Source organism: Arsenicibacter sp. R0_47 (assembly GCF_057652235.1).
In genome coordinates this window covers 53,027-75,624 of record NZ_JBYFCJ010000034.1, presented here as the reverse complement: position 1 = coordinate 75,624, position 22,598 = coordinate 53,027, and the positions used below count along the sequence as shown (strand labels likewise).

Here is a 22,598-nt window from a genome sequence, read left to right as displayed (position 1 = left end):
TTTAGGTCTGCTTAGTTGCTGCATGATCTTGCGAAGTTAAGCAAGTTCACTGTGCCGATAAATTAGACCATCTCACTATTAATATAAGAGGTAACGGTACGATTAGATTCAGCCATCTCTCAAACCCTTCTTACCAAAACGGCTACACAGAACAGGTATTAACAGTTGATGCCAACGGGCAAACTGTCTTAGCCCAACCATCCGATAAAAAAGTAAGCAATCTGGCTGCTGAGGTCGAAGAGTTGAGAACGTATCTAATTCAGTTAAAGCAGGAAAATGAAGTCTTGAAAAAAAGGCTTGAAAAACTGGAAGAGCGTAAAACGGGGATATTGACCCGTCAAACAGAACGGTAGTTATAAATCGTCGTCAGGCAGAGCTTGTATATACTTATGTTATCGGTTTAACTGACCGGTTTACGAAAACGCTGCGGCCTGACCTGAACCGAAAAAAACGATAAGCACTATACCACTATTTTAAGCATGCCAATTGCTGTAAGGCTATTATATATCCTCCTCCTCACCATGCTCCCTGCCTGGCGCCCATCTCCCGATCCCGCGCCGGTGCAGACAATCCGGGCGATGTATGTGGCCGATGTGGTGGCACTCGATTCGGCAACGGCGGTGCTGTATCGGGCGGTCAACGCTGAAAAACCACCGCGGGTGATCCGGCAACGCTTCCGGCAGGCGAGGCTGGCCTATAAACGGATCGAATGGCTGACCGAAGTACTTTATCCCTTTTCGGCCCGCCAGCTGAACGGTCCGCCGGTGCCCGAAGGGGAGCTGGAAGGCGGGCTAGGGCAACAGATTAATCCGGAAGGGTTTCAGGTAGTGGGGGAGGCTTTGTTTCCCTATAACGCTGACGAAAAAGAAGCCGTACTGGCGCAGTTGACCCGCATCCGGCAAACAATCCGGCTGCTGTGGCAGGTGGGGACCTCAGTGTCGCTGACCGATAGTAAGGTGTTCGACGCCCTGCGCCTGCAACTATTCCGCATCATCACACTCGGGATTTCCGGCTTCGACTCACCGGTCGATCAGCGGAGTTTGCTGGAAGCGGCCGTGAGCCTGCAAACGCTGCAACGTGTGCTGGCAGTGTATCCGGTGGCCACTGCTGACCCGGCACTCAGCCATAAACTTGACCGGTTATTTGCTGAAGCCGGTAACAGGCTGCGCCGGTCTTCGTTCAATCGCTTCGACCGGCTGGTGTTTATCCGGGCTGTTGCCAATCCATTGGGGGCAGCACTGGCAGAGGCGCAACAGGCGTTGCATATTCCGGTCGTGACCGGTCGGCGGATGCTGGCGACATCGGCGCGCACACTCAGCGATTCCGGTATTTTTGACCCCTATGTGTTTGCGCCCGTCGGCTCACCAAAACCGACGACCGACCGCATTGCGCTGGGTAAGATGCTGTTTGAAAGCACGCTGCTGTCCGAAAATTCCCGTCCGCTGACGCAGCGTTCGTGTGCAGGATGCCATCAGCCCGAACGGGCATTTACCGATGGACAAACCACGGCGCTGGCACTGGGCTCAGCCCATGACCGGATCAAGCGCAATACGCCGACACTGCTGCATGCCGGATTGCAGGTGTTTCAGTTTATGGATGCCCGCTCGCTGACCATCGAAGAACAGATTAATGATGTGTTGACTAATCCCCGTGAAATGGGGGGCTCCTGGCGCGGCGCCCTCAAGGCGATTCAGGCTGATGCGGCGGTGATGGCGGCGTTCGGCAGGGCGTATGGCTCGCTGCCGGTTTCGCGCGAAACGGTCAGTAATGCCATTGCGCACTATGTCCGGTCGCTGACCGGCTTTAATACGCGTTTTGACCGGTATATGCGCCATGACCCGACCGCTCAGCTAACATCAACTGAACAAGTGGGTTTTAACCTGTTTATGGGGAAAGCTAAATGCGGCACCTGTCATTTTTACCCGATCTTCAACGGCACGGTGCCGCCCGATTATGTTCGTACAGAAAGTGAAGTGATCGGTGTCCCGGCCACGGCCGATAACCGGAGGGTCAGTCCGGATTCGGGGCGGTATGGCGTGACACGGCTGGCGATTCATCTGCGGGCGTTCAAGATTCCGGGCATCCGCGACATGGCCAATACAGCTCCCTACATGCATAATGGTGTTTACCAGACGCTGGAACAGGTTATTGATTTTTATGACAAGGGCGGCGGTAATGGTTTAGGCTTTGGCTTGTCCAATCAAACCTTACCCGATCAGAGGCTTTTGCTGACCCCACGCGAAAAAGAAGCCCTCATTGCCTTCCTGCGTACGCTTTGATTTTCCGGGAAATCCGGACAATGGATAGTGGGGTGAGTTTAAAACGATCAAGGCCATCAACTTTTTGTATCAGTTAAAACCATCCTGTCAATCCTGTAATCCTGTCAGAAAATCCTCCATCCGGTATCATCAAAAAAATATCCGGCATCCCATAATACTGTCGTAACTTACGGGCGGAATTCACCGCACGACTATGAACGTAGAGCAAGCCCATGCCCTGCTGGAACAATCCAACCAGCTGTTTACTTACACCATTGGCCGTCAGGCACAAAACCAGCTGGTGCTGGCCGACGGCAAGGTCAGTGGCCAGCATGCCCGCCTGATCCAGTGTAGCCCCGAAAGCTTTATTCTGGAAGACCTCAACAGCAAAAACGGCACGTTTGTCAACCACCTGCGCATTACCCGGAAGCTCATCGACCATAACGATGTCCTGAGGTTCGGCGATACCACTACGACCGCCCGCGAGCTGATTGCGCTGTACCTGCCGCCAACCCCTGCTGAAGAAGCCATTGCCAAAAAAGAACCGCTTGATTTTACGGCTGAGTTTGCGGCGCTCAAACAGGTTTACGAGCAATACCCCCAGCTCAAACGCGATTGCCGCAACCGTGAGCGCATGATCCGGACGGGCAGTGTCATCCTGTCGTCGGTGGTCAGTGTGGGCGCGGTGCTGGGCTCCGGGGGGACTGTCCTAAGTTTTTTGCCGGTTCTGTCGAGTGCCGGCCTGAGCATGCTGGTCCCAACCCTGTGCTCAACGCTGTTGTCGACCGACGAAAAGCTGGAAGTAATTGATAAAGAGTATCGTGAGCGGTACCGGTGTCCTAATCCGGAGTGCCGCCTGCCGTTTTATAACCAGGAATGGGAGCAGCTTGCCCGGCAGAAAACCTGCCGCCGCTGTAACGCCATCTGGACATCCTGAAATTTTTTTTCAAAAACTGACTTACCTTTTTTAACCTCACCAGATAAAGCATCAGAGAGCTTTATCCGGCTAATTGCTTTCCGGCTATGTCGAAATTGTACGCAAACTCAGAACCGCAAACCGATGAGTTTTCATCACATGTCGCCCCCGCGCAGGCGTCGGCGAACACACCATCGTTAACCAAATCAAAACTGGCGGGTATCACTACGGCGGCTCTGCTGCTGGGTGGCGCTACCTGGACCTTACTGGCGCAGACGCCGGACGACGGTGAACCTAGCCAGGAACCGCAGGCTCCCGTGCCCGGCGATGGGCCGGTGCCGGTGGCCGGTGGTAAGCTGCACCTGGCAGCGGCGACCGTTGCCCGTGAGGTGAACAGCGACCACCCTTTCGGCGAAGCGTTTGCCGTTGCCCGCGATGAAGTCGGGCCGGGCGGCGTGTTCGTCTGGAAAGGCGGACTGTTTAATACATTTACCAAAGAAGAATGGCAGGACCTGTCCCTGCAACAACGACATGAGTTTCTGGCGGATGTCGGGTATGAGCCTGACGGCCAGCTACCGGAACAGCCATCGGGTTCCGACAAAGCACCCGTCGATCCGATCATTATCGAGGGGGTTATGAACGATCAGCGGGTAATGGGCCTCGATTTTGATCACGATGGCGTGGTTGACACGCTGGTGCTCGAAGGGCCCGATGGTTTTACGTACCGTGTGGTTGATGCCACCGGCGATGAAGGGCTGGATGTGGTCTATCAGATTGATACCGCAAGCCACGAGATTCTGCAAAGCATGCGGCTCAGTGAACCGTTTATGCTCTCGAACAGCACCTTGCAACAGGGCCTTGAAGAAGCCATGGCCAGTGAGGTGATGGAGTCCATATTTGATGAGCCAGTAGTAACGCCACTACTAACGGCTGCCGAACACGAAATCAGCGACGACGAGGAGGAGATGCCTTATCAGGACGCTGAACACTATGAGACCGGAGAGGATGGGTATGCCAATGATTCCGGTGGGGATGATGTAGACGAACCGCAGGTGGTTTAATCAGATTTCAGCAGGGTATGCAACTGGCTGACTACTTTCCTGGTCAGTCTGGTAGACTATTGCCTAAAACAACTATGTTATGAAAAACATTAACAGAATTGCTGCCCTGTGGCTGAGTGTGTTAGTGGCCTGAGTGATGGTGGTTGCCTGGCTGCTTATACCGATTCGGAACAAACGATAAATACAATCATCTACACCGTTAAGGCGGGGAACCGGGCTGACCTGGCCGTATGGTCAACGGGGCAATTGCCGTCAGCATTGGATCCGGTTGGTTTACTGCATGCCATAACGGTTCCGGCCGGTACAACGGGTAATCCGGCGAAGCTCACGTATACCCCCAACGGACGTCTGATTTTCGGCGATACGTCGGCTACGATACGGGTTGGTTTTTAGGGAGTTCATTAATACGTATGCGGGTATTAACGGCCGGAAATCAAATTTCCGGCATAGGCCCTGCTATGCCTGTATTTTTCAATAAAAATGTGTGTAAGTATCTGATTAATAAATGAATATAAAAATTAATGATTCACTCAATCGCTAATTCACTCAATCACTCAATAACATGGAGAGCTTACCAACACTGACTTATGCCGAACCGCGTTACGTTGCGGATCTGTCCGACTGCGTATTTTACCATACTATCGACTTACCGGGACTCGGAACTGTTGAGGGCGAATGGGACCTGCGCCGGACGGCGGCTAATTACCTGGGGCATGTGCCGCTGGCGGGCAAGCAGGTACTCGAAATCGGGTCGGCTAACGGGTTTCTGACCTCGTACATGGAATCGCAGGGAGCACGGGTGACCTGCTATGACCTGTCGCCCGACTTCGACTGGGATGTAGTGCCGTTTGCCTGCATCGATACCGACGGGCTGGCGTCCGACCGGAAAGAGCACATCCGCAAACTGAATAATGCCTACTGGCTTACCCACCGGCTCCTGTCGCTGAACGCCCGGTTGATTCACGGCACTGTTAATCGTATGCCGGCGGTTATGGGAGCCGTTGACATTACAACCTTCGGCAGTATTCTGCTGCATACCCGCGACCCCTTGCTGGCCATTCAGCAGGCGGCCCGCGTAACACGTGAGAAAATTATTATTACCGAGATACTGGACAACCGCCGGCAAACCATACTCCATAAAGTTACTGGTGGCTGGTTCGGCCGTCTGTTTAGCCGTATCCGCTACAAAGTAACCGGCCCCAGCATGATTTTACGGCCCAACCGTCGGGCAAAAGGGCCGCTTGAAACATGGTGGCATATTAGTCCAGAGCTACTGATTCAGTACCTTGAGGTCCTTGGCTTTGGTGATGTAAAGATGACCTATCATGACCAGACCTACCGTTCAAACAATAACAAGCAGTTAATGTACACCCTGGTAGCGACGCGGACGGAAAAAATGTAACTTTATTCGTCCGTTCGTTAGCCTATAAATATGACACCGTATAAAAATACGTTAATGAAGTGCCAGTACTGTGGACGCAGTATTATGGTTAAGCCCGCTGATCAGGCCAAAGGTGAGATTGTCTGCTCCCATACCGGATGCGGACAGGTCAATAAGCTGGCTGCCTCGTTTTATTATGATGACGCAATCGTAAAGGGCCTGCCTGATTTTGGCCGGCTCGTCTATACTGGTAATCCGGCGGTATCATACGCGATCCGGTACGGCGCTAACAGTCTGGGCACTTCAGAAACCTGTACGGTGCGGGTAGAGCGCTATGTTCACAATAACCGTTGTTTTATCAGCCGCAGGCATTCTACGCTGACGGTTATGTTTGATAAATGGAGCGGGCAGCTCCGCTATCAATTGCAGGACGGGACGGTTGACCCGGGCGCCTCCACGCCCGGCGTGGCCACGCTTAAACCAAGCCTGAACGGTACCTTTCTGGAACAAATCCGGCTGTTGCCCACCGATGCGATCGATGTACCGGATGGCGGCCTGATTACGCTGGGGGGCATCGATACGTTCCGGCTGGAGCATGCCCGGATTAGTGCCGACATGCTGGCAACCTATAAAATTTCCGTTGCGTTTGATCCCGACCAGACGCAGTAAACACCAACATGAACTATGGAAACACACTTACCGTTATCGTTTACTGAAACCGGCCAGCGGCCCTCCAATCAGGATGCTCTTTATCCGGCAGCAGGCATTGCTAACTACCAGACCCGTGTGTTTGTGGTGTGTGATGGCATTGGCGGGGCCGATAAAGGAGAGGTAGCCAGCCATTTACTTTGCGAGGCTTTTGCGCGGTATGAAGCCGTTGTCTGTCCCTCCGTTTTTACCAGAGAACATATCCGTGAGGTGTTTGAGCAGGCGCTGACGCAGTATGCCCGGTTTATGCGGTCGAACCCGCTCATCAACCGCATCGGATCGACCGTTGCCTTTTTACAGCTGCATGAGCAGGGCGTTACCGTAGCCCACGTCGGTGATAGCCGCGTATTTCAGGTGCGTAACGGCAAGGTTATTTTTCAGACCCGCGACCATAAGCAGGTCAACGACATGGTTGATGCCGGGATTATTACTGCCGAACAGGCCTTGCATCACCCGTGGCGGAACCGGCTGAGCCGCTCGCTTAGTCTGAGTAGTACCGAACTCACCGGCTGGTCGTTTAAGGCACCCGAACCGGATGTGGTTCATCTGCATGATGTCTGCGAGGACGACTATTTTGTACTTTGCTCCGACGGTCTGCTGGAACAGGTGGACGAACAGACGCTGGAAACAGTCCTGAGCGCCCCCGTTGCTGATGAAGACAAGCTTCGTATGCTGCTTCAACGGTGTGAAAATCAGGTAAAAGACAACTATTCCGGTTACCTCGTCCATATCAAATCGGTTGGAAAACCGAAACCGGTAGCCACGGCCAGCCGGCTATTTGCATGGTTTTAGGAAACGATAGCGATAAATGCTGCATTTGGTGGTATAACAAGGTGGTCTGGCGGGGCATACGTTATCCATTTTTTACGGGAAGTTTCCGGATAATGAGGCTTTAACGTATCTTTGAATCAAGAAACGTTGATTTAATGTGCCCGCCATGAACCAACACTTTACATCTTTTCAGGAATTCAGAAAACGATATCCGATGCGTCCCAACGATGATGGGATGTTGTTGGGCAGCGGGTCGTATGGAAAAGTGATTAAGGTAGAGGATCAGGTCGAGACGGAATGGGTCGCCATTAAAATCAGTGAGTTTAAAGGGAACGACCCTAAATCACTGAAGGCCGAAGTTGAACTCGCACAACGGGTGCCGCGACAGGCCAATATTGCCCGCTACGACGCCTGCTACCGACTCGAAACCGATACCGGTGTCAGCGATTTTGCCATCATGAAGTACTACGCCGATGGTAATCTGGCAGACTTGCTTAAACACCGGAAACTTTCTCCCGACGATATTTTTGACCTCACGCGGGGCATTTTACTCGGCCTCCAGCACCTGCACCAACACCGGATTGTCCATCGTGACTTTAAACCGGCTAACATTCTCATTTCCCGCGACAACCAAAACCGGTTTATTCCTAAAATTGCCGATTTCGGGCTCAGTAAACTGGTCAGCGACGACGAGATCGATAGCTCTGATTTTGACCTGAGCGACGGACGGGGTACGCCGTCGTACAAAGCCCCTGAGCAAATAGAAGGCAGCCGTGTTAGTTTCAACCTTGATTTGTGGGCGTTTGGCGTGATCCTGTACGAGATACTGACGGGTGAAAAACCGTTCGCGTCGGATGCACGGCAGGGGAGTGAGCAGCTGATCAAGCGGGAGATCGAAAAGAAAATCGTGACCGTGGCTTTGCCCAAAGGCATTGAGCGGTTGCCGGAGCCTTACCGGACTATGGTAAAACGGTGTCTGGTGAAAGACATCCGCAAGCGCGTCCGGAAAGAAGACGAACTGCTCAGATTGCTCAATCAGCACGTGATCGACGGATTGCTGCAAAAAGCAGAACAGGCGATGAAACAGCGCGACGTTGCCCATGCGCAACTGTGCTATGAGGAGGTATTGTCGCATGAGCCTGACCATGCCGGGGCCTTGCAGGGCATGGAGCGGTGTCAGGACGTATTGCGACCTAAACCGGTGGCGGTTGTAGAGGACGTTACGGATCTACGGCATGGGACAGAAGCCTTCACCGATGTCTACCAGCCCGGCCCCGCCGTTTTACCGTCAGCGACCGATAGTCCGTTAACCGATGTGTTCAGAACCGGCAACCCACCCGCTCCGGCTGCACGGCCGCAATGGGTGTGGGCCGTTCCGGTAGCCGTTGTGTTGCTGGGTGGTGTGTTTTTCTGGAAACGGGCGGGCATCATAGACCTGCCGGCCGGAGCGGCTATCGCCAGATCAGCAGATAGTACCAGTACCGCGCCATCCGGTAATACCCGATCGGCCCCGGTAGCCCAACCGGTGGTAAAACCTCTGGCATCGGTAGAAACGCCGGTTACGAAAGCCGCGTTTACCGCTAAGGCGACACCACAGCCAGCCTTGTCGGCGCCAGCTGGCCCTACTGCGGAAGAGCAGGCAGTGGCTGGGGCGAAAGCCCGCCGTGAGCAAGCGCAGCAAGACTATGAGAAGCTGATCTCGGAAGGAGAAGGCGCAATAAAAAACGGCAATAACAAAAATGCGGCTATCGCTGCCTTCGCCAAAGCCCGCCAGCTGGCAGAGGCGGAAGGGCTGACCACCGGCTTGGCGTCGGAGCTATACAGTACATACTTCACAAAGGCCGACCGGATTTTTCAGCGGGAAGAATATGAGGGCGCTAAATCATGGTATCTGGTTGCACAGGCGCTGATGAACACAGCAGATGTGCGGGCCAAAATCAAGGAATGCGACCGTAATTTATAATCATTAACCACCATAACTACAGACTGCCACAACAACAAGCAAGTATGAAACAACTGTACATCATTGCCGTACTGCTCTTATCGGGTAGTGCGTTACCCGCTTTTACGGCGACTCCTCCAACTATCGCTCCACATACCATACCAGGCCGGACCCTCGACGATGAGTATGACAAGTACAAAAAGAAAGCCGACGATTTTCTGAAGGAAGGCCGCTATGCCGATGCCCGGAAACAGTATCAGAACTGTCTGGAAGTGCCCGGCTTTGAGAAAGATGCTTATGCCACGGCCCGAATTGCCGACATCGACCGTTGCCTGTATCTGCGCGATCAGGCCGCGAAAGCCATCAGCGCCGGACGGGGTGCCGAGGCCGTAAGTCTCTGGCAGCAGGTCCTGACTATTAACCCCGGCGATCTGCTAACCAAAAGCAACCTGACCGATTACTGGACCGATCAGGGAAACATCGCCTATGCCCAAAAGAAATATGGTGAAGCGAAAAAGGCCTACACCGAAGCACTGTCGCAGGCTGTTAAAAAAGACATTCTGCAAATTCAGATTCAGAACAGCGACAACTTCCTGAAAGAAGAACAGGCTGCTCAGTCCGCAAAAGCAGCCGCGCAACAACCGACACCTGTTACGTCGGCAACGACGGCACCGGTAACCACCAAACCAGTGCCATCTACACCCGTTCGAAAACCGGCTGCTTCAGGCGTATCACCGGCCCGCACCGGAATGATTGCGGGCATCGGCGCGGTCGGGCTGGGGGCAAGTCTGTATGCCTACACGCTCAAAAACCAGTTCAACAGTAAGCTGGCCGAACTGAAAAAAGTCGGTAATGCGGTTGATAGCGACAACGATGGTACTATCCTGACACAGGCGGAAAAAGATCAGTGGGATAAAGCCTATAACGATGCTGAGAAAGCCTGGGCCAAAAACGGCCTTTATAAAGCCTGTATCGGAGTAGCGTCTGTGGCGGTAATTGCCGAGGTGTATTTTCTGATTAAAAAGCCAAAGGTAGCCCGCAAGGGGCTTAGCTGGCAACCGGCATCGGCCGGTGTCGGCATCGCCGCCCGCTACACGTTTTAGGGTGTACGGGCCGGCGTCACAAAGCTCAGCACATTGCCGTAGAACGGTGCATTTTCTTTCAGGGGCGTGATGGCATAGGCCCGGTAATAATAAATAGTCGACGGTGCCAGGTCCTTGAGCGAGAACGTATTCGTTGCCCGGAAATCAGCTGGTTTATCGGTGCGGACAACATTGTCGGCCAGCGTCGGATTGGAATTGTTCAGCGAAAAGCAAATGCCGATTTCCTTTAAGGTTAGTTGACTGATGTTGTTGATCTGCATTTGTGCCTGTGCCGAAGTAGATGCCGGAGGCGTGAGCAAGTTGAGGGTATGCACGTCAGGAACGATTTCGGATGTGGTAAACGTCCGGATAATGCCATAAATCGGGACATTCGGATTGGCCAGACTAATGGCAAAGGCGCGATAGCTATACTGCTTGCCTGGGGCCAGATTTTCGATCAGAAACGTGTTGATGGCTTCGTATCCTTTATCAATCCAGACAGTCTGATCAGCTATGGTAGGCGAGCTGTTATTAATCGAATAGCAGATGCCAAACTTCTGTAAGGGCGTTTCGGCTACGTTGAGCGCTTTGGCCTGCACCGATACAGATGAATAACCCGGCTGGCCTGCCAGCGTAAGGGTTTCAACCTGTGGGACTTTGTAAAGCTTTTTGTCAGATATATCGACCGACCACTCCGAGCAGCCTGCCCATAGTATCGCCAGCAGACAAAAAAAGGCCAATCGGGCAGTTGTGTATCGTTTTTGCTTTACCATACGCATAGTAACCGTGTGAATTATCATAAATCAAACACCAAAAGTAACGTGAAAAACCACGTCAGAAAAGTAAAAATCTATTGTGCCCAACGCACAGTCCGTTACACTGTACTGCTGATGCTAAGCCTGATTGCCCTGAGCTGCGCAACCTGGGAGGATCTGCCCGAAAAGAAAAAACTCCGTCAGTGCGATTCCCCGTCGGCTAGTCTTGATGTTAAGGCCGACCGGCTGGTAACCAATATTTCGCTGCGCCAGGCATCGGGAACCATTGATGATATTGCCTGGGATTTCGGCGATGGTGAAACCAAAAACGGCACGGCAACCGCTATCCAGCATACTTACAAAAGCGCCGGCAAGTATGTGGTAAAAGCGACCCTGAGCAATACCTGCAAACAGTCGTTACCGCTCAGTCTGAGCATCGAGGTCAGCGATGCCGTGGTACCAACGGTAACTACGCTTGATCCGTCGGCGATCGGGGCCTCCTCGGCAACACTCCGGATGATGTTGACCGACAACGGGAATGCAACCGTAACGCGCTACGGTATTTGTTATTCCGGTACCAACAGCCTGCCAACAGTCGATGATCAGGTTATTCAACTAACAGGTGCCCCGTCGCTGAACGAAATAAGGTCTTTTGCCGCCAGCCAGCTAGCGGCCAATACTGTATATTACCTGCGGGCCTTCGCCGAAAATAAGGCTGGAAAAGGTTATGGAAACGTCAAATCAATTACAACAAGCTCGCAGGCGGTTGTGTCGGTCAGCGGTACTCCTACCGTAGGCGACAAAACAGCGAGTGTATTTCTGCGTGTCGATAACCCCGGATCACCGGCGGCTACCCGGTTCGGCATTGTCTATTCATCGGCCAACATCAGTCCCGACGTGACCAATTCGCCCTTTGTTGAGGTTACCAACCCGATTGTGGGCAGTAATGTGCCCGTCGCGCTGAACAACCTGACGCCCGGCACAGCCTACACCTACCGTGCCTACGCCCGTACCGATCAGGGTGTGATCTACGGAACGCCGCCAGGCTCGTTTACCACGCAGGCCGAAGCTGTCTCCAACGCGGGGCTGGTGCTGTACCTGCCGTTTACAAACCGGTCGGCGGCCGATGCCAGCGGAACCGGCAACAACGCTCAACTGGTTGGTAAGCCGACCTTTATCACCGACCGCAAAGGCAATCCGGAAGGGGCTATTTTACTGAATGGCATCACCGACTACCTCGCTATTGCCGATAATGCCTCGCTGCGGCCGGACGCGATTTCGATCAGTATGTGGGTACGCCCGACAACGGTCGGAACGGCCATGCAGCTCTTCAACAAGTCCCGGTTTGCGGACAGTAATTTCGAGCAGTATGCGGCCCAGCTGAAACCATCGGAAAACGGTGGTTCGCAGCAAAAGGTGGTGGCTGCCTTCAAGCAAAACGGTGGCTGCCAGGTGGCGAAAGGCTGGCAGGAGGTTGTGCTTTACGGCCTGATTCAGGCCAATCAGTGGTATCACCTGACCTTTACGCTGAGTGGCAACGTGGCTAAACTATACATTGGCGGTCAGCTTTTTGCAACCAATAATACTTTACCGGGCAATGGCTACGACAACTGTCCGGGCGGTGAACTGCGCTTCGGGGCCCAGATCAAGGACTACGAATATTTTTTCAACGGTGCTATGGACGACATCCGCATCTACCAGCGCGTGTTGACGGATACGGAGATCAAAACGCTGACGAATCAGTAGTTGGGCCAGGTTTTAGTGATACCTTCCAGGAAGTTCAGAACTTCCTGGAAGGTATCACTAAAACTTTAACAGCACCTTTGCCGCCAGCCCGTGATACGGATGGCTGTCTAAGCCCGCGATGCGCTGCAACGCCTCGCGGGCTTTGTCCCGTTCGCCGTTTTTCAGGTAGGCCAGCGCCAGAAACCATTCCGATTTTTGATGCAGTGTTTGGGTCGGCGTTTTCAGCGCGGCGGTCAGGTACGGCACCGCTTTAGCCGGTTCTTTTTTTGCCAGATAGCTGAGCCCCAGCATGTAATTCCGGTAATGTATTGTCTGCTGATCAGCGGGAAGCGTTTTCAGCTCCCTGATCACCGCATCGTAGTTCCCGCTCTGGTATTGCCGGTAAATCGACTGGAACCGGGCCTGTTGGCGGGGTTGCATATCAGCGCTGAAGTTCTTGCTCAGATCACCGGACCGATCTGGCTGGTAGGCTTCGTTGAACGCCAGACTGGTGTTACGTTCCGTTTGCTGCGACCGGTACAGCCAGATGCTGAGGCTGATGACCAGCATAACCGAAGCCGCTGCCAGCCAGTACACCCGGTTGACCGACCGGCGCGTTGATTGTGGCATCGGCCGGACAACCGCTTCCGGTTCGCTCTCCTGCGTTGCCTGCCAGCGTGCATGGGCCTGTTGCAGTTTACGTTCCAGGCCGATGGCCCGGAAACTGCTCACAACTTCGCGTTGTAAGGCAACGGCATCCGCCAGGGCCGTATCCAGTGCCATATCCTGTTCGAACGAGGCCTGATCGGAGGGAGAAAGCTCCCCGTTCAGATAGGCCTCAATCAGCTCATATTGTGCTTCGGTCAGTTTCATAGACCTCTTTTGGTGGCGAGTTGTCGATAAATCCCTTTCAGTTTCTCGGTGCAGTCGTATCGTTTCGACTTAACCGAGGTTTCACGCATGTTGAGTTTTTCGGCGATTTCGCGCAGGGGCATTTCGTCAATGTAAAACCAGTCGATAACCCGCCGGCAGTCGTCTTTCAGTTGCAGAAGTGCCTGCTTCATGATCTCCACAACGGCGGCCCGCTGCATTTCCTCGACCACGTCGGCAGTATCTGCCGGATCACTGGCATCGCTCAGGCTGGCGCGGTTCCGGAACCGGTACGAACCGGCTTCGGTAAGCCACGTTTTTTTACAGTAGTCAAATACCACCGTGGTGATCCGGGTCCCTGCCTGATGCTGGTATTTGCCGTTTTCCAGATTGATCAGAAACTTCAGTAAGCCTTTCTGAAACGCATCTTCGGCGTCCATGCCGGTTCCGTTATGCTGAATCACCCAATGCCGGAACGTGTGGGCAAGTTCGGCATAGAGGTAGTCAAACGCACGGTCATCGCGTCGGAGCAGGGCTTCGTATAACTCCCGGTCGTCCTGAAAACGGGGGAAAACATTCGGCATACAGCGGCTGTCTGGTGAAAACAATCAACGGGCATTTACGTACCCGGCATGATGGGTAAACGCATTCTGTCCCGGTGATTTACTGCCTTAATCTGCCGAAGTGCCAAAAGGTAAGTCAGATTCTGAAAAAAAAATGGTGTGTACATCCATTGTCCCGTCAGGGACACAACAGCGCAGCGTCGGTGCTGTCGGCAAATATGTTATCAGCTACCGGATGGATGCATTCAGGTTCAAATGCCCTTTAACGTGCTTTTTTTCTTTATTTCGGAGTGAAGCATTTGTCATAATCGCATGCTCCTGCTGTTTCATAGAAATACGAAACCAGTCGCGGGCAGAAATAAACTGATTAGAGTGAAACTCTAACCGGATAAAAATATCTTCAGAAGGTTCCCGGTGCCCGGACAGGAGTTGGCTGAGCTTCGTTTGATGAATATCAAGTTCAGATGCTATGTCAACCTTTTTTTTATGTTGAAGATCAATGTACAATCTGAGGAAGTATGAAAAATCTTTCCTGGGGTCAAACGTATCTTGCTTAATATAGTCTTCAATATGTATTTTCAATTGCAGCATCCGGCCATATAACCTATCCTGCTCAGATTGTTCTGTCAATCTCTGCTGACGAATAGCGGCTAATTCCTGATCTGCCCGGCGTTTCTGATCAGGAGTCATTCGGGCCGGTATCATAAAACCATCTACTAGTTCTTCGGGAGTAAGTTCGTCAAGGTTCATGATCAATATACATTTCTATAAGCTGATAAAGAGGGCGTCCATCAAGGTACAATTGCTGACCACCACTCAGCATACCATACTTGTCCTGATAATATTTTAGTAAACGTGTCTTGGGTTTCAGTGATATTCCTGCCAAATGGGCATATTCCTTCACTGCCAGCCGGCATGCCCAGCCAATCAGACAACCGGCAATCCGATCATATTGCTTGCCTGATCCGGTGTTATCCCTTCGGCTGGCGATAAGATTAATTTCAATACGGTATTCAAGCGGGTAATACGTGAGTGACATAACACCGAGGATCTCTCTGTTTTCTGTCGTTCGCAATTTCCACAATTCGGTTTCCAGAAAGTCTTTCCATGCAAAATGGAAATCTTTTTTCGTCAGTTTTTTCAGGTCACTAATGGCCACAGGCTCTATGATAGCCTTGACAGGTACAGGTGGATCTGAACCCCTATTGAGCAAATACATCCCCACACAATTTGGTTACGAATTTACAAAAAGCGTAAATTTTTTAAAATAGTGTAAATAGAAGAATTCACCTGCACAGAATCGCGTCCCGTCAGGGACACAACAGCGGAGCGTCGGTAGCAATGTATTTTACAAACACATCCATTGTCCCGTCAGGGACAGAACAGCGGAGCGTCGGTAGCGGTCGGTAGCATTCGGTATATAAATGTTTACATCATTTTTCCGGCAGAATATGCCTTTTCAATGCATCAGCGGCATATTCTTAACTATTTGGAGAATTAATAAAAAATTTCTGGGGGATTTACGGGCTGATCTTGTCTTATCTATGTCATACCCCTGAAGTGTATGTTATCGAAGCTCAACCCTGATCAGCCCTCAGAAAAATGGTCTACCCGTATTGTCCCCATGCATCCTGCCGACGAACTGGCCCAGGCCGACGACGATGGTGAGTTTTTCATCCGGCAAGCCTTCATGCACAACCCGCGGCAGGCGTGTGAGTTGCTCTTCCGGCAATATTACGGGCCGTTGTGCAGCCATGCCGTCCGGTTTGTGCAGAACCGCGAGGTGGCCGAAGACCTGGTAAGCGATGTGTTTTATGCATTCTGGGTCAAAGAAATTTACCTCAACGTAACAACCTCGTTCCGGGCATACCTGTTCTATGCGGTCCGGAACCGGGCTTATAATTACATCCGCTGGGAGCTGAACCGGCAGGAACCGATGCCAGACGATCTGGACCGCCCCGAAGCCGAAGCTGCCCAGCCCGACCGCCTCATGCAGCAGGATGAACTGCAGGTTGCTCTCGACGAGGCCATGCGTCAGCTGACACCCCAACAGCAGCGTATCTTCCTGATGAGCCGCTTTGAAGGTAAAAAATACAAGGAAATTGCCGCCGAACTCAACCTCGCACCCAAAACGGTTGAAAACCATTTGCTGCGGGCGATTGCCACGCTCCGAACAATTCTGACACAGAAAAATGTCCTGTTCCTTGCCTTACTCGCCAACTGGATAGGGGAAAATTAATGAATAATGTAAAATGAATAATGAGCATTCATTACCCCATTACACATCAAACTGACATGGTGACAAAAGAATTAATGCAGGCCTATTTTGCCGGTCAGGTCACACCGCTTCAACGGAAAATGATTGCTGACTGGCTGAAGCAGCAGCCCGCTAACCGCGAGCTGTACTTCCGGTGGCTGGAAGAATGGGAACGGCGTGTGCCGCAATATGCGCCTGACATTGATCAGGCCCTCGGCCGATTTCGCCACCGCATTGACCAGCCGCAAACCGTCGTAACGGAGCCGTATGAAAGCGACCTGTTCCGGCAACCGGTACCGATCGGCCGGCAGTCGCGCCGGACATGGCTATGGGCCGCTGCGGCAAGTGTGTTGCTGGGCGTGCTGGGCTACGCAGGGCAGGATTTGGTCCGGTATAAAGTCTATGCGACGGATTTCGGCCAGACCCGTGTTCTGAAACTGCCTGATAGTTCGGTCGTTACACTAAACGGACATTCAGAACTGTATATCCCCCGGTTTGGCTTCGGTGAGTCGACGCGCCGCGTCCGGCTGGAGGGAGAAGCTGTGTTTGATGTCCGCCATACCGTTACACACCAGCGGTTTCTGGTCGAAACACCACATGGTGTCGAAGTAGAAGTGCTGGGAACTGAGTTTTCGGTTACGGCCCGCCGGCAGGCCACGAAAGTGGCGCTGAACCGTGGCAAAGTGCAGCTTAGTTACCTAAGCCTTAATGCGCAGCGGCAGCAGCTGATGATGAAACCAGGCGATTACGTGACGTTGTCGGAGCAGGGCGAACTGACACAGGGGCGTAAAGCCCCCAATGAACCATTTGCTGCCTGGCGTTCGCACCAGTTTGTGTTCGATAACACGCCGCTGCGCGAGATTGTCGATATGGTCAGGGAAACGTATGGGCTGACCGTTCGGCTGGCCGACACCTCCCTGGCCGACCGTACCCTGAGCGGTACCTATAAGGCGCGTACCTCAAATGACCTGATCCGGGCCATTGCCGAAGTACTTGAGCTACAGGTAAGCCGGTCCGGCAAAACCCTGACGCTCTCTGCCATACCACCCAAACTGTAACCTCTTACAACCCTTTAACTGATTGACAATGAAAAAGCTGTTACCAATAGCCTGGCTTACTGGTACCTTGTTGACTGGTTTTCCGTGTTGGGTGCAAGCCCAGACCTGGGCGTTTGCACAGGGCAAAAAGCGGACCTCAACCGAAGCGTCCCGCCGGGAAAAGCACTCGCTGAAGCAGCAGTTGCTGAACCTGAAAAACCATTATGGAATTGATATCCTGTTTGAAGATAAGGTTGTTGCCGACCGGCAGACGTCGGCGGTAATTGACCCTGCTGCCCAGCTGGAAGTAAACCTGACCGCGTTGCTGAAATCGCAGGGACTTCGCTTTAAAAAGCTGAATCAGAGTGCTTATATTATTATGTCGCGGCGGCAAACCAATGAGGTCATGACGCCCTTTAGTGCCATGACTTACACAACGGCGCTCCCCGTTGGCGGGCAGAATATGGTACCGGTCATGAATCAGCTACAGTCGGTGCAGCCATCGGCTACGACAGTTGACGAGCGCATTAGCGGCAAGGTGACCGATAAAACCGGAAACGGGCTGCCCGGTGTGAGTGTGGTTGTGAAGGGCACCACCCGTGGCACCACCACCGATCAGGATGGGAACTACCTGCTGAACATACCGAACGGCAGCATCACGCTGATTTATTCGTTCATCGGCTACGAAACGCGTGAAGTGGAGGTGAAAAACCAGACACAGATCAATATTTCGCTCGAAAACGACGTAAAATCGCTGGAAGAAGTAGTCGTGGTTGGTTACGGTACGCAAAAGAAAGTAAACCTGACCGGCGCCGTGGCGGCAGTCGATGGGGTTGAAATTGCCAAACGCCCGGTCGGGCAGACGTCTTCGGCCTTGCAGGGACTCATGCCGGGTGTCATCGTGAAAACGAGCTCAGGCAGACCGGGCGGTGACGGGGCAACTATCCGGATCCGCAACAGTCTGGGCGGTATGGGGCAGGCAGCACCCTTGACGCTGATCGACGGGATCGAAGGTTCGATTGATAACATCGATCCTAACCTGATTGAAACGATTTCGGTACTGAAAGACGCCGCGTCCTCGTCGATCTACGGATCGCGGGCCGCCGGCGGGGTAATTCTAGTGACTACCAAACGGGCGAAAAGCAACCGGATTTCGGTAAATTATAACAATTACGTAGGCATGCAGACACCGACCAACCTGCCGAAAATGGCCAATGCGGTTGATCACATGCTGCTGACCAACGAGGCTTATGTAAATGTCGGCCGCGCCCCGCTGTACTCGGATGACCTGATCCAGAAATACCGTACTGAAGGAGCTGCTAACCGCGACCTGTATCCGGATACCGACTGGCAGAAGGCGGTTCTGACCGGTTCCGGTTTACAGCAAAGCCACTTTCTGAGCATTAATGGCGGGAGCGAGCGTATCCGGTTTCTGACATCGATTGGCTTTTTCGATCAGAAAGGGATTATCGAAAGTTCAAGCTTCCGGCGGTATACGATCCGGAACAACGCCGATATTCAGCTCTCGAAGAAATTCAGCGCACGGGTCGATCTGCAGATTGTGGCGCCTACCACAATTGAACCGGGACGGGGTACAGAAGATGTCTTTCACTGGATGAACCGGATTCCGGCTAACCAGATCGGCATTAATTCGAATGGTACCTGGGGCGATGGCTGGAACGGGGATAACCCCATTGCCTTTTCACGCGATGGCGGTACCCGCAAAAATAACAGTCCGTATGTACTGCTGAACAGCGCCCTGACCTACCGGCCAACCAGCTGGCTGACGGCCGAAGTGGCGTTTGCACCAAAGTATGCCATCTCGTTCGACAAAAACTTCAATAAAGCCGTACAGACCTACAAGCCGAACGGCGCGCTCAGCTTCCTGGCACCAGCCAAAAGTACACTGACCGAAGCCAACAGCCGGTCGTTCTACAACACGCTGCGTGGTACGGTAACGGCTGATAAGGTATTCGGTGATCACGGGGTAAAAGTGCTGCTGGGCTTCCAGCGCGAAGACTTCCGGAACGATAACAACTCTGCCTACCGCGAGGGATTTATTCTGCCTGATTATCAGGTGTTGAATGCCGGTGCGTCGGATATTCAGCGGTCATCGGGAAGCGCATCAGAGTGGGCGTTGCAGTCGCTCTTCGGGCGGATAAACTACGACTACAAGCAGAAGTACCTGCTCGAAGCCAATGCCCGCTATGACGGATCATCGCGGTTTGCGGCGGGGCGTCAATATGGTTTCTTCCCGTCGGTATCGGCCGGCTGGCGGATTTCGCAGGAGGATTTTATGCAGCCCCTGTCGCATGTTATCAATGAACTGAAACTGCGCGGTTCGTGGGGACGCTTAGGTAACCAGAATACGACCGGTACATACGGCTTTACGTCTTATCTCAATTTCGGTGCCTATACCTTTGGCAAGCAGATTGTTAACGTAGCTGCCTTGAATACGATGGCCAATGCGGAAACCTCGTGGGAAACCAGCGAGATGACCGATGTCGGCCTTGACGCTACCCTGTTTTCGCATTTTACTGTTACGGCTGACTATTTCTACAAACGGACGTACGACATTCTGCTGACGCTGGATATTCCCGGCATTATCGGCCTGGGTGCGCCAACGCAGAATGCGGGTATTGTCGACAACCGGGGCTGGGAACTGGGTCTGAATTACCGTGGTGCTGTCAAAGACTTTAAGTTCGATGTAGGCTTCAATCTCTCGGACCTGACGAACAAGGTTATTGACATGCGCGGGGTGAATCAGACGGGTTTGACCGTTAACCGGGAAGGTTATCCGTCGGCGTCGATTTACGGGCTGGTGTCCGAAGGCTTGTTCCAGACTGCCGACGAGGTGGCGGGTCACGCCCAGCAGTTCGGGGTAATCAAACCGGGTGATATTAAGTATAAGGACCAGAACAACGACGGCATTATCAATGCCAGCGATGAGGTAGTCCTGGGCAGTCAGCTGCCACGGTTTACATACGGCACTACCCTGAATGCGTCATGGAAAGGCTTCAGTCTGAATGTGTTGGTGCAGGGCGTGGGCAAGGCAAACGGCTTCCTGTATCAGCAGGGTATTATGCCGTTCTACCTTGGCGGCACCGTACAGGAACAGCACAAAAACCACTGGACGCCGGAAAATCCGAACGCAGTGTTCCCGCGCCTGGCATTCAGCGAAGCCAACAACGAAAAGGTGTCGAGCTTCTGGATGAAAAACGCGGCGTATCTGCGCCTGAAAAACGTGCAGGTGAGTTACACGATTCCGTCAGCGGTAGTGCAGCGGGCGGGTATCAAAAACCTGCGGATTTTCGCCAATGGCCAGAACCTGTTCACCATCGACAAATTCTGGAACGGGTATGATGTGGAAACGCCGGTGGGCGTTGGTAATGCTTACCCGCAAGTGAAGCTGTACAGTTTTGGTATCGACGCAAACTTCTGATAAACCGCTGAACTCATCATGTTAAAATACATAAAATACGGAATGCTGGCGGCCGGTCTGATCCTTACCCTGCCCGCCTGCAACGATCATTATCTGGAGCGGTATCCGCTCGAAGGGCCGTCGGCCGAATCGTTTTTCTCCAACGAAAGTGAACTGCTGCTGGCGGTTAACGGGGCATACAAAGCCATGACCTACACGCCGAGCGACGGGATGCCGGTACCGCTGCTGCTCGATGTAGTGACCGATATTTCGTGGGACCGTAATAACAGCGCCTGGCAGCAGATCGGTAAAGGCAGCCACGACAGCAATAACTCGTATGTGGTGTCGGTCTGGAAGGAATCGTACAAAACGATTGCCCGCTGTAATTTCATTCTGGACAATATTGACAAGTTGCAGGGCAAAATGGACGCAGCGCTGTTTGCCCGTTACAAGGCCGAAACGCGGTTTGTCAGAGCCTATACCTATCATTATCTGGTCAGTTTGTACGGGGAGGTGCCGCTGGTGACCCATGTGCTGGCCCTGTCGGAGGCGCAGATACCCAAGAGTCCGAAGGCCGATCTGGTGACGTTTGTCCTGGACGAACTCGATCAGGCAGCGAAGGATCTGCCGGTTAGTTACGATGCCCGGAACAACGGCCGCGCCACAAAAGGAGCCGCGCTGGCGACAAAAGCCCGGTTTGCACTCTACAACGAGAAATGGGATGTGGCGGCAGCGGCGGCCAAGGCCGTTATGGATCTGAACTACCACAAGCTGCATACCAATTTCGGGGAGTTGTTTTCGTATAAGGGGCAGACATCGACCGAGATCATTTTTGCGTTTCAGTACCTGAAAGGCACACAGACGCATGCCACACCGCAGAACCTGCTCTCGCGGAATGCGCAGGGAGCATCCAACAAGGTGCCGGGGCAGTGCATGGTCGATTCCTATGAATGTACCGACGGTCTGTCGATCGACAAGTCGCCGTTGTATAACCCCAAAGATCCGTTTAAGAACCGTGACCCGCGCCTGGATTACACGATGGCCGTGCCCGGCTCGAACTACTTTAATTTCAAGTTTGAGACCCACAAGGACAGCGTAAAGACCTGGAATTATAACACGACACCGGCCACGCGGATTGATAACCAGGATGCTATTCACGCTTTTGCAACCTATACGGGGTATTGCTGGCGGAAATACACGGACATGACCGATAAGGACGACCGCAGTAATTCCGAAATCAATGCGATTCTGATCCGGTATGCGGAGGTGTTGCTGATTTATGCCGAGGCTAAAATTGAAGCCAACCAGATTGATCAGTCGGTGTATGATGCCATCAACGCCGTGCGGCAGCGGCCGGGAGTGAATATGCCGGCCATCAAAACCGGTCAGTCGCAGGCGGCGATGCGGTCGGCGGTCCGGAAAGAACGGAAATACGAGCTGGCGAATGAAGGCTTGCGGCTGTTTGACATCCGCCGCTGGAAAATTGCCGATAAACTGATCGCGGGTAACTTCCTCGGCCGGATTCCGAAAGGCTTGCTGGCAACGGCACCGAAAATTGACGAAAACGGGACACCGGATTACAGTGTGGTACCAAACCGTGTCGATATGCGGGTGGTCGAGGTACGGGTTTTCAATACAAACCGCGATTACCTGTGGCCGATTCCGAACATCGAAACGGTAACCAACAAGGCGCTGACGCAAAATCCAGGTTATTAACTATCAGGCAGATCGGTATAAAACGGTGGGTGGGTGCTTACTTCAGAAACACGTTTTTATATTGATTAAACGGGCGAATATTAATGGGCGGTTATTAACGGGCGACAATTAATGGGCGACCACGTGGGGTCGCCC

General features: G+C 52.9%; 19 protein-coding genes. 14 read left to right on the top strand and 5 right to left on the bottom strand.

All coding sequences use genetic code 11. The features are described from left to right. The first annotated feature begins 521 nt into the window (after positions 1 to 521). The 9 genes from AC23NW_RS31400 to AC23NW_RS31360 all read left to right on the top strand — a co-directional run bounded on the left by AC23NW_RS31400 (position 522) and on the right by AC23NW_RS31360 (position 10,140). Positions 522 to 2,279, top strand: a complete 1,758-nt coding sequence (locus AC23NW_RS31400) for a cytochrome c peroxidase (RefSeq protein WP_487454522.1) — start codon at positions 522 to 524, stop codon at positions 2,277 to 2,279. Between the two features lie 193 nt (positions 2,280 to 2,472). Then, positions 2,473 to 3,195, top strand: a complete 723-nt coding sequence (locus tag AC23NW_RS31395) for an FHA domain-containing protein (protein ID WP_487454520.1) — start codon at positions 2,473 to 2,475, stop codon at positions 3,193 to 3,195. Positions 3,196 to 3,281: 86 nt separating this feature from the next. Further along, positions 3,282 to 4,235, top strand: coding sequence for a hypothetical protein (locus AC23NW_RS31390; protein WP_487454519.1), 954 nt, complete (start codon positions 3,282 to 3,284; stop codon positions 4,233 to 4,235). Between the two features lie 108 nt (positions 4,236 to 4,343). Next, entirely contained in the window at positions 4,344 to 4,628 is a 285-nt protein-coding gene (locus tag AC23NW_RS31385; protein WP_487454518.1) for a hypothetical protein, read from the top strand. A 169-nt stretch (positions 4,629 to 4,797) separates the two neighbouring features. Continuing rightward, entirely contained in the window at positions 4,798 to 5,637 is an 840-nt protein-coding gene (locus tag AC23NW_RS31380; protein WP_487454516.1) for a class I SAM-dependent methyltransferase, read from the top strand. An 84-nt stretch (positions 5,638 to 5,721) separates the two neighbouring features. Continuing rightward, entirely contained in the window at positions 5,722 to 6,285 is a 564-nt protein-coding gene (locus AC23NW_RS31375; RefSeq protein WP_487454515.1) for an FHA domain-containing protein, read from the top strand. Positions 6,286 to 6,300: 15 nt separating this feature from the next. Then, positions 6,301 to 7,116 carry a PP2C family protein-serine/threonine phosphatase gene (locus tag AC23NW_RS31370; protein WP_487454513.1) on the top strand — a complete coding sequence of 272 codons (816 nt, stop codon included), beginning with the start codon at positions 6,301 to 6,303 and terminating at the stop codon, positions 7,114 to 7,116. Between the two features lie 145 nt (positions 7,117 to 7,261). Next, the gene (locus AC23NW_RS31365; RefSeq protein WP_487454511.1) at positions 7,262 to 9,058 is read left to right on the top strand and encodes a serine/threonine-protein kinase; all 1,797 of its coding nucleotides are present in this window, start codon (positions 7,262 to 7,264) and stop codon (positions 9,056 to 9,058) included. Positions 9,059 to 9,102: 44 nt separating this feature from the next. Further along, complete coding sequence (locus AC23NW_RS31360) at positions 9,103 to 10,140, top strand: tetratricopeptide repeat protein (RefSeq protein ID WP_487454510.1); 1,038 nt, start codon at positions 9,103 to 9,105, stop codon at positions 10,138 to 10,140. On the opposite strand, the gene AC23NW_RS31355 is transcribed toward AC23NW_RS31360, so the two are convergent. Beyond that, positions 10,137 to 10,892: a hypothetical protein gene (locus AC23NW_RS31355; protein WP_487454508.1), complete on the bottom strand. Its 756-nt coding sequence runs from the start codon at positions 10,890 to 10,892 to the stop codon at positions 10,137 to 10,139. The genes AC23NW_RS31360 and AC23NW_RS31355 overlap by 4 nt on opposite strands. A 117-nt stretch (positions 10,893 to 11,009) precedes the next feature. Between AC23NW_RS31355 and AC23NW_RS31350 the strand changes: the two genes are divergently transcribed. Continuing rightward, positions 11,010 to 12,620: a LamG-like jellyroll fold domain-containing protein gene (locus AC23NW_RS31350; RefSeq protein ID WP_487454506.1), complete on the top strand. Its 1,611-nt coding sequence runs from the start codon at positions 11,010 to 11,012 to the stop codon at positions 12,618 to 12,620. 57 nt (positions 12,621 to 12,677) lie between these two features. On the opposite strand, the gene AC23NW_RS31345 is transcribed toward AC23NW_RS31350, so the two are convergent. From AC23NW_RS31345 to AC23NW_RS31330, 4 genes are all read right to left on the bottom strand, one after another. Continuing rightward, on the bottom strand, positions 12,678 to 13,472 hold the full coding sequence (locus AC23NW_RS31345; protein ID WP_487454505.1) for a hypothetical protein: 795 nt from the start codon (positions 13,470 to 13,472) through the stop codon (positions 12,678 to 12,680). After that, positions 13,469 to 14,053: an RNA polymerase sigma factor gene (locus AC23NW_RS31340; protein ID WP_487454503.1), complete on the bottom strand. Its 585-nt coding sequence runs from the start codon at positions 14,051 to 14,053 to the stop codon at positions 13,469 to 13,471. Before AC23NW_RS31340 ends, AC23NW_RS31345 begins: the two co-directional genes overlap by 4 nt. A gap of 207 nt (positions 14,054 to 14,260) precedes the next feature. Continuing rightward, the gene (locus tag AC23NW_RS31335; protein ID WP_487454501.1) at positions 14,261 to 14,782 is read right to left on the bottom strand and encodes a hypothetical protein; all 522 of its coding nucleotides are present in this window, start codon (positions 14,780 to 14,782) and stop codon (positions 14,261 to 14,263) included. Then, on the bottom strand, positions 14,772 to 15,251 hold the full coding sequence (locus AC23NW_RS31330) for an N-acetyltransferase (protein WP_487454499.1): 480 nt from the start codon (positions 15,249 to 15,251) through the stop codon (positions 14,772 to 14,774). The genes AC23NW_RS31335 and AC23NW_RS31330 overlap by 11 nt, the downstream gene beginning before the upstream one ends. Before the next feature lie 345 nt (positions 15,252 to 15,596). Between AC23NW_RS31330 and AC23NW_RS31325 the strand changes: the two genes are divergently transcribed. The 4 genes from AC23NW_RS31325 to AC23NW_RS31310 are packed head-to-tail and all read left to right on the top strand — an operon-like array spanning position 15,597 to position 22,463. Continuing rightward, positions 15,597 to 16,271: an RNA polymerase sigma-70 factor gene (locus AC23NW_RS31325; protein WP_293841230.1), complete on the top strand. Its 675-nt coding sequence runs from the start codon at positions 15,597 to 15,599 to the stop codon at positions 16,269 to 16,271. A 56-nt stretch (positions 16,272 to 16,327) separates the two neighbouring features. Further along, a complete protein-coding gene (locus tag AC23NW_RS31320; RefSeq protein WP_487454497.1) occupies positions 16,328 to 17,347 on the top strand; it encodes a FecR domain-containing protein in 1,020 nt (339 codons plus the stop codon). Positions 17,348 to 17,375: 28 nt separating this feature from the next. Then, complete coding sequence (locus AC23NW_RS31315; RefSeq protein WP_487454496.1) at positions 17,376 to 20,768, top strand: SusC/RagA family TonB-linked outer membrane protein; 3,393 nt, start codon at positions 17,376 to 17,378, stop codon at positions 20,766 to 20,768. Positions 20,769 to 20,786: 18 nt separating this feature from the next. Then, positions 20,787 to 22,463 carry a RagB/SusD family nutrient uptake outer membrane protein gene (locus AC23NW_RS31310; RefSeq protein ID WP_487454495.1) on the top strand — a complete coding sequence of 559 codons (1,677 nt, stop codon included), beginning with the start codon at positions 20,787 to 20,789 and terminating at the stop codon, positions 22,461 to 22,463. The last annotated feature ends 135 nt before the right edge of the window (positions 22,464 to 22,598 follow it).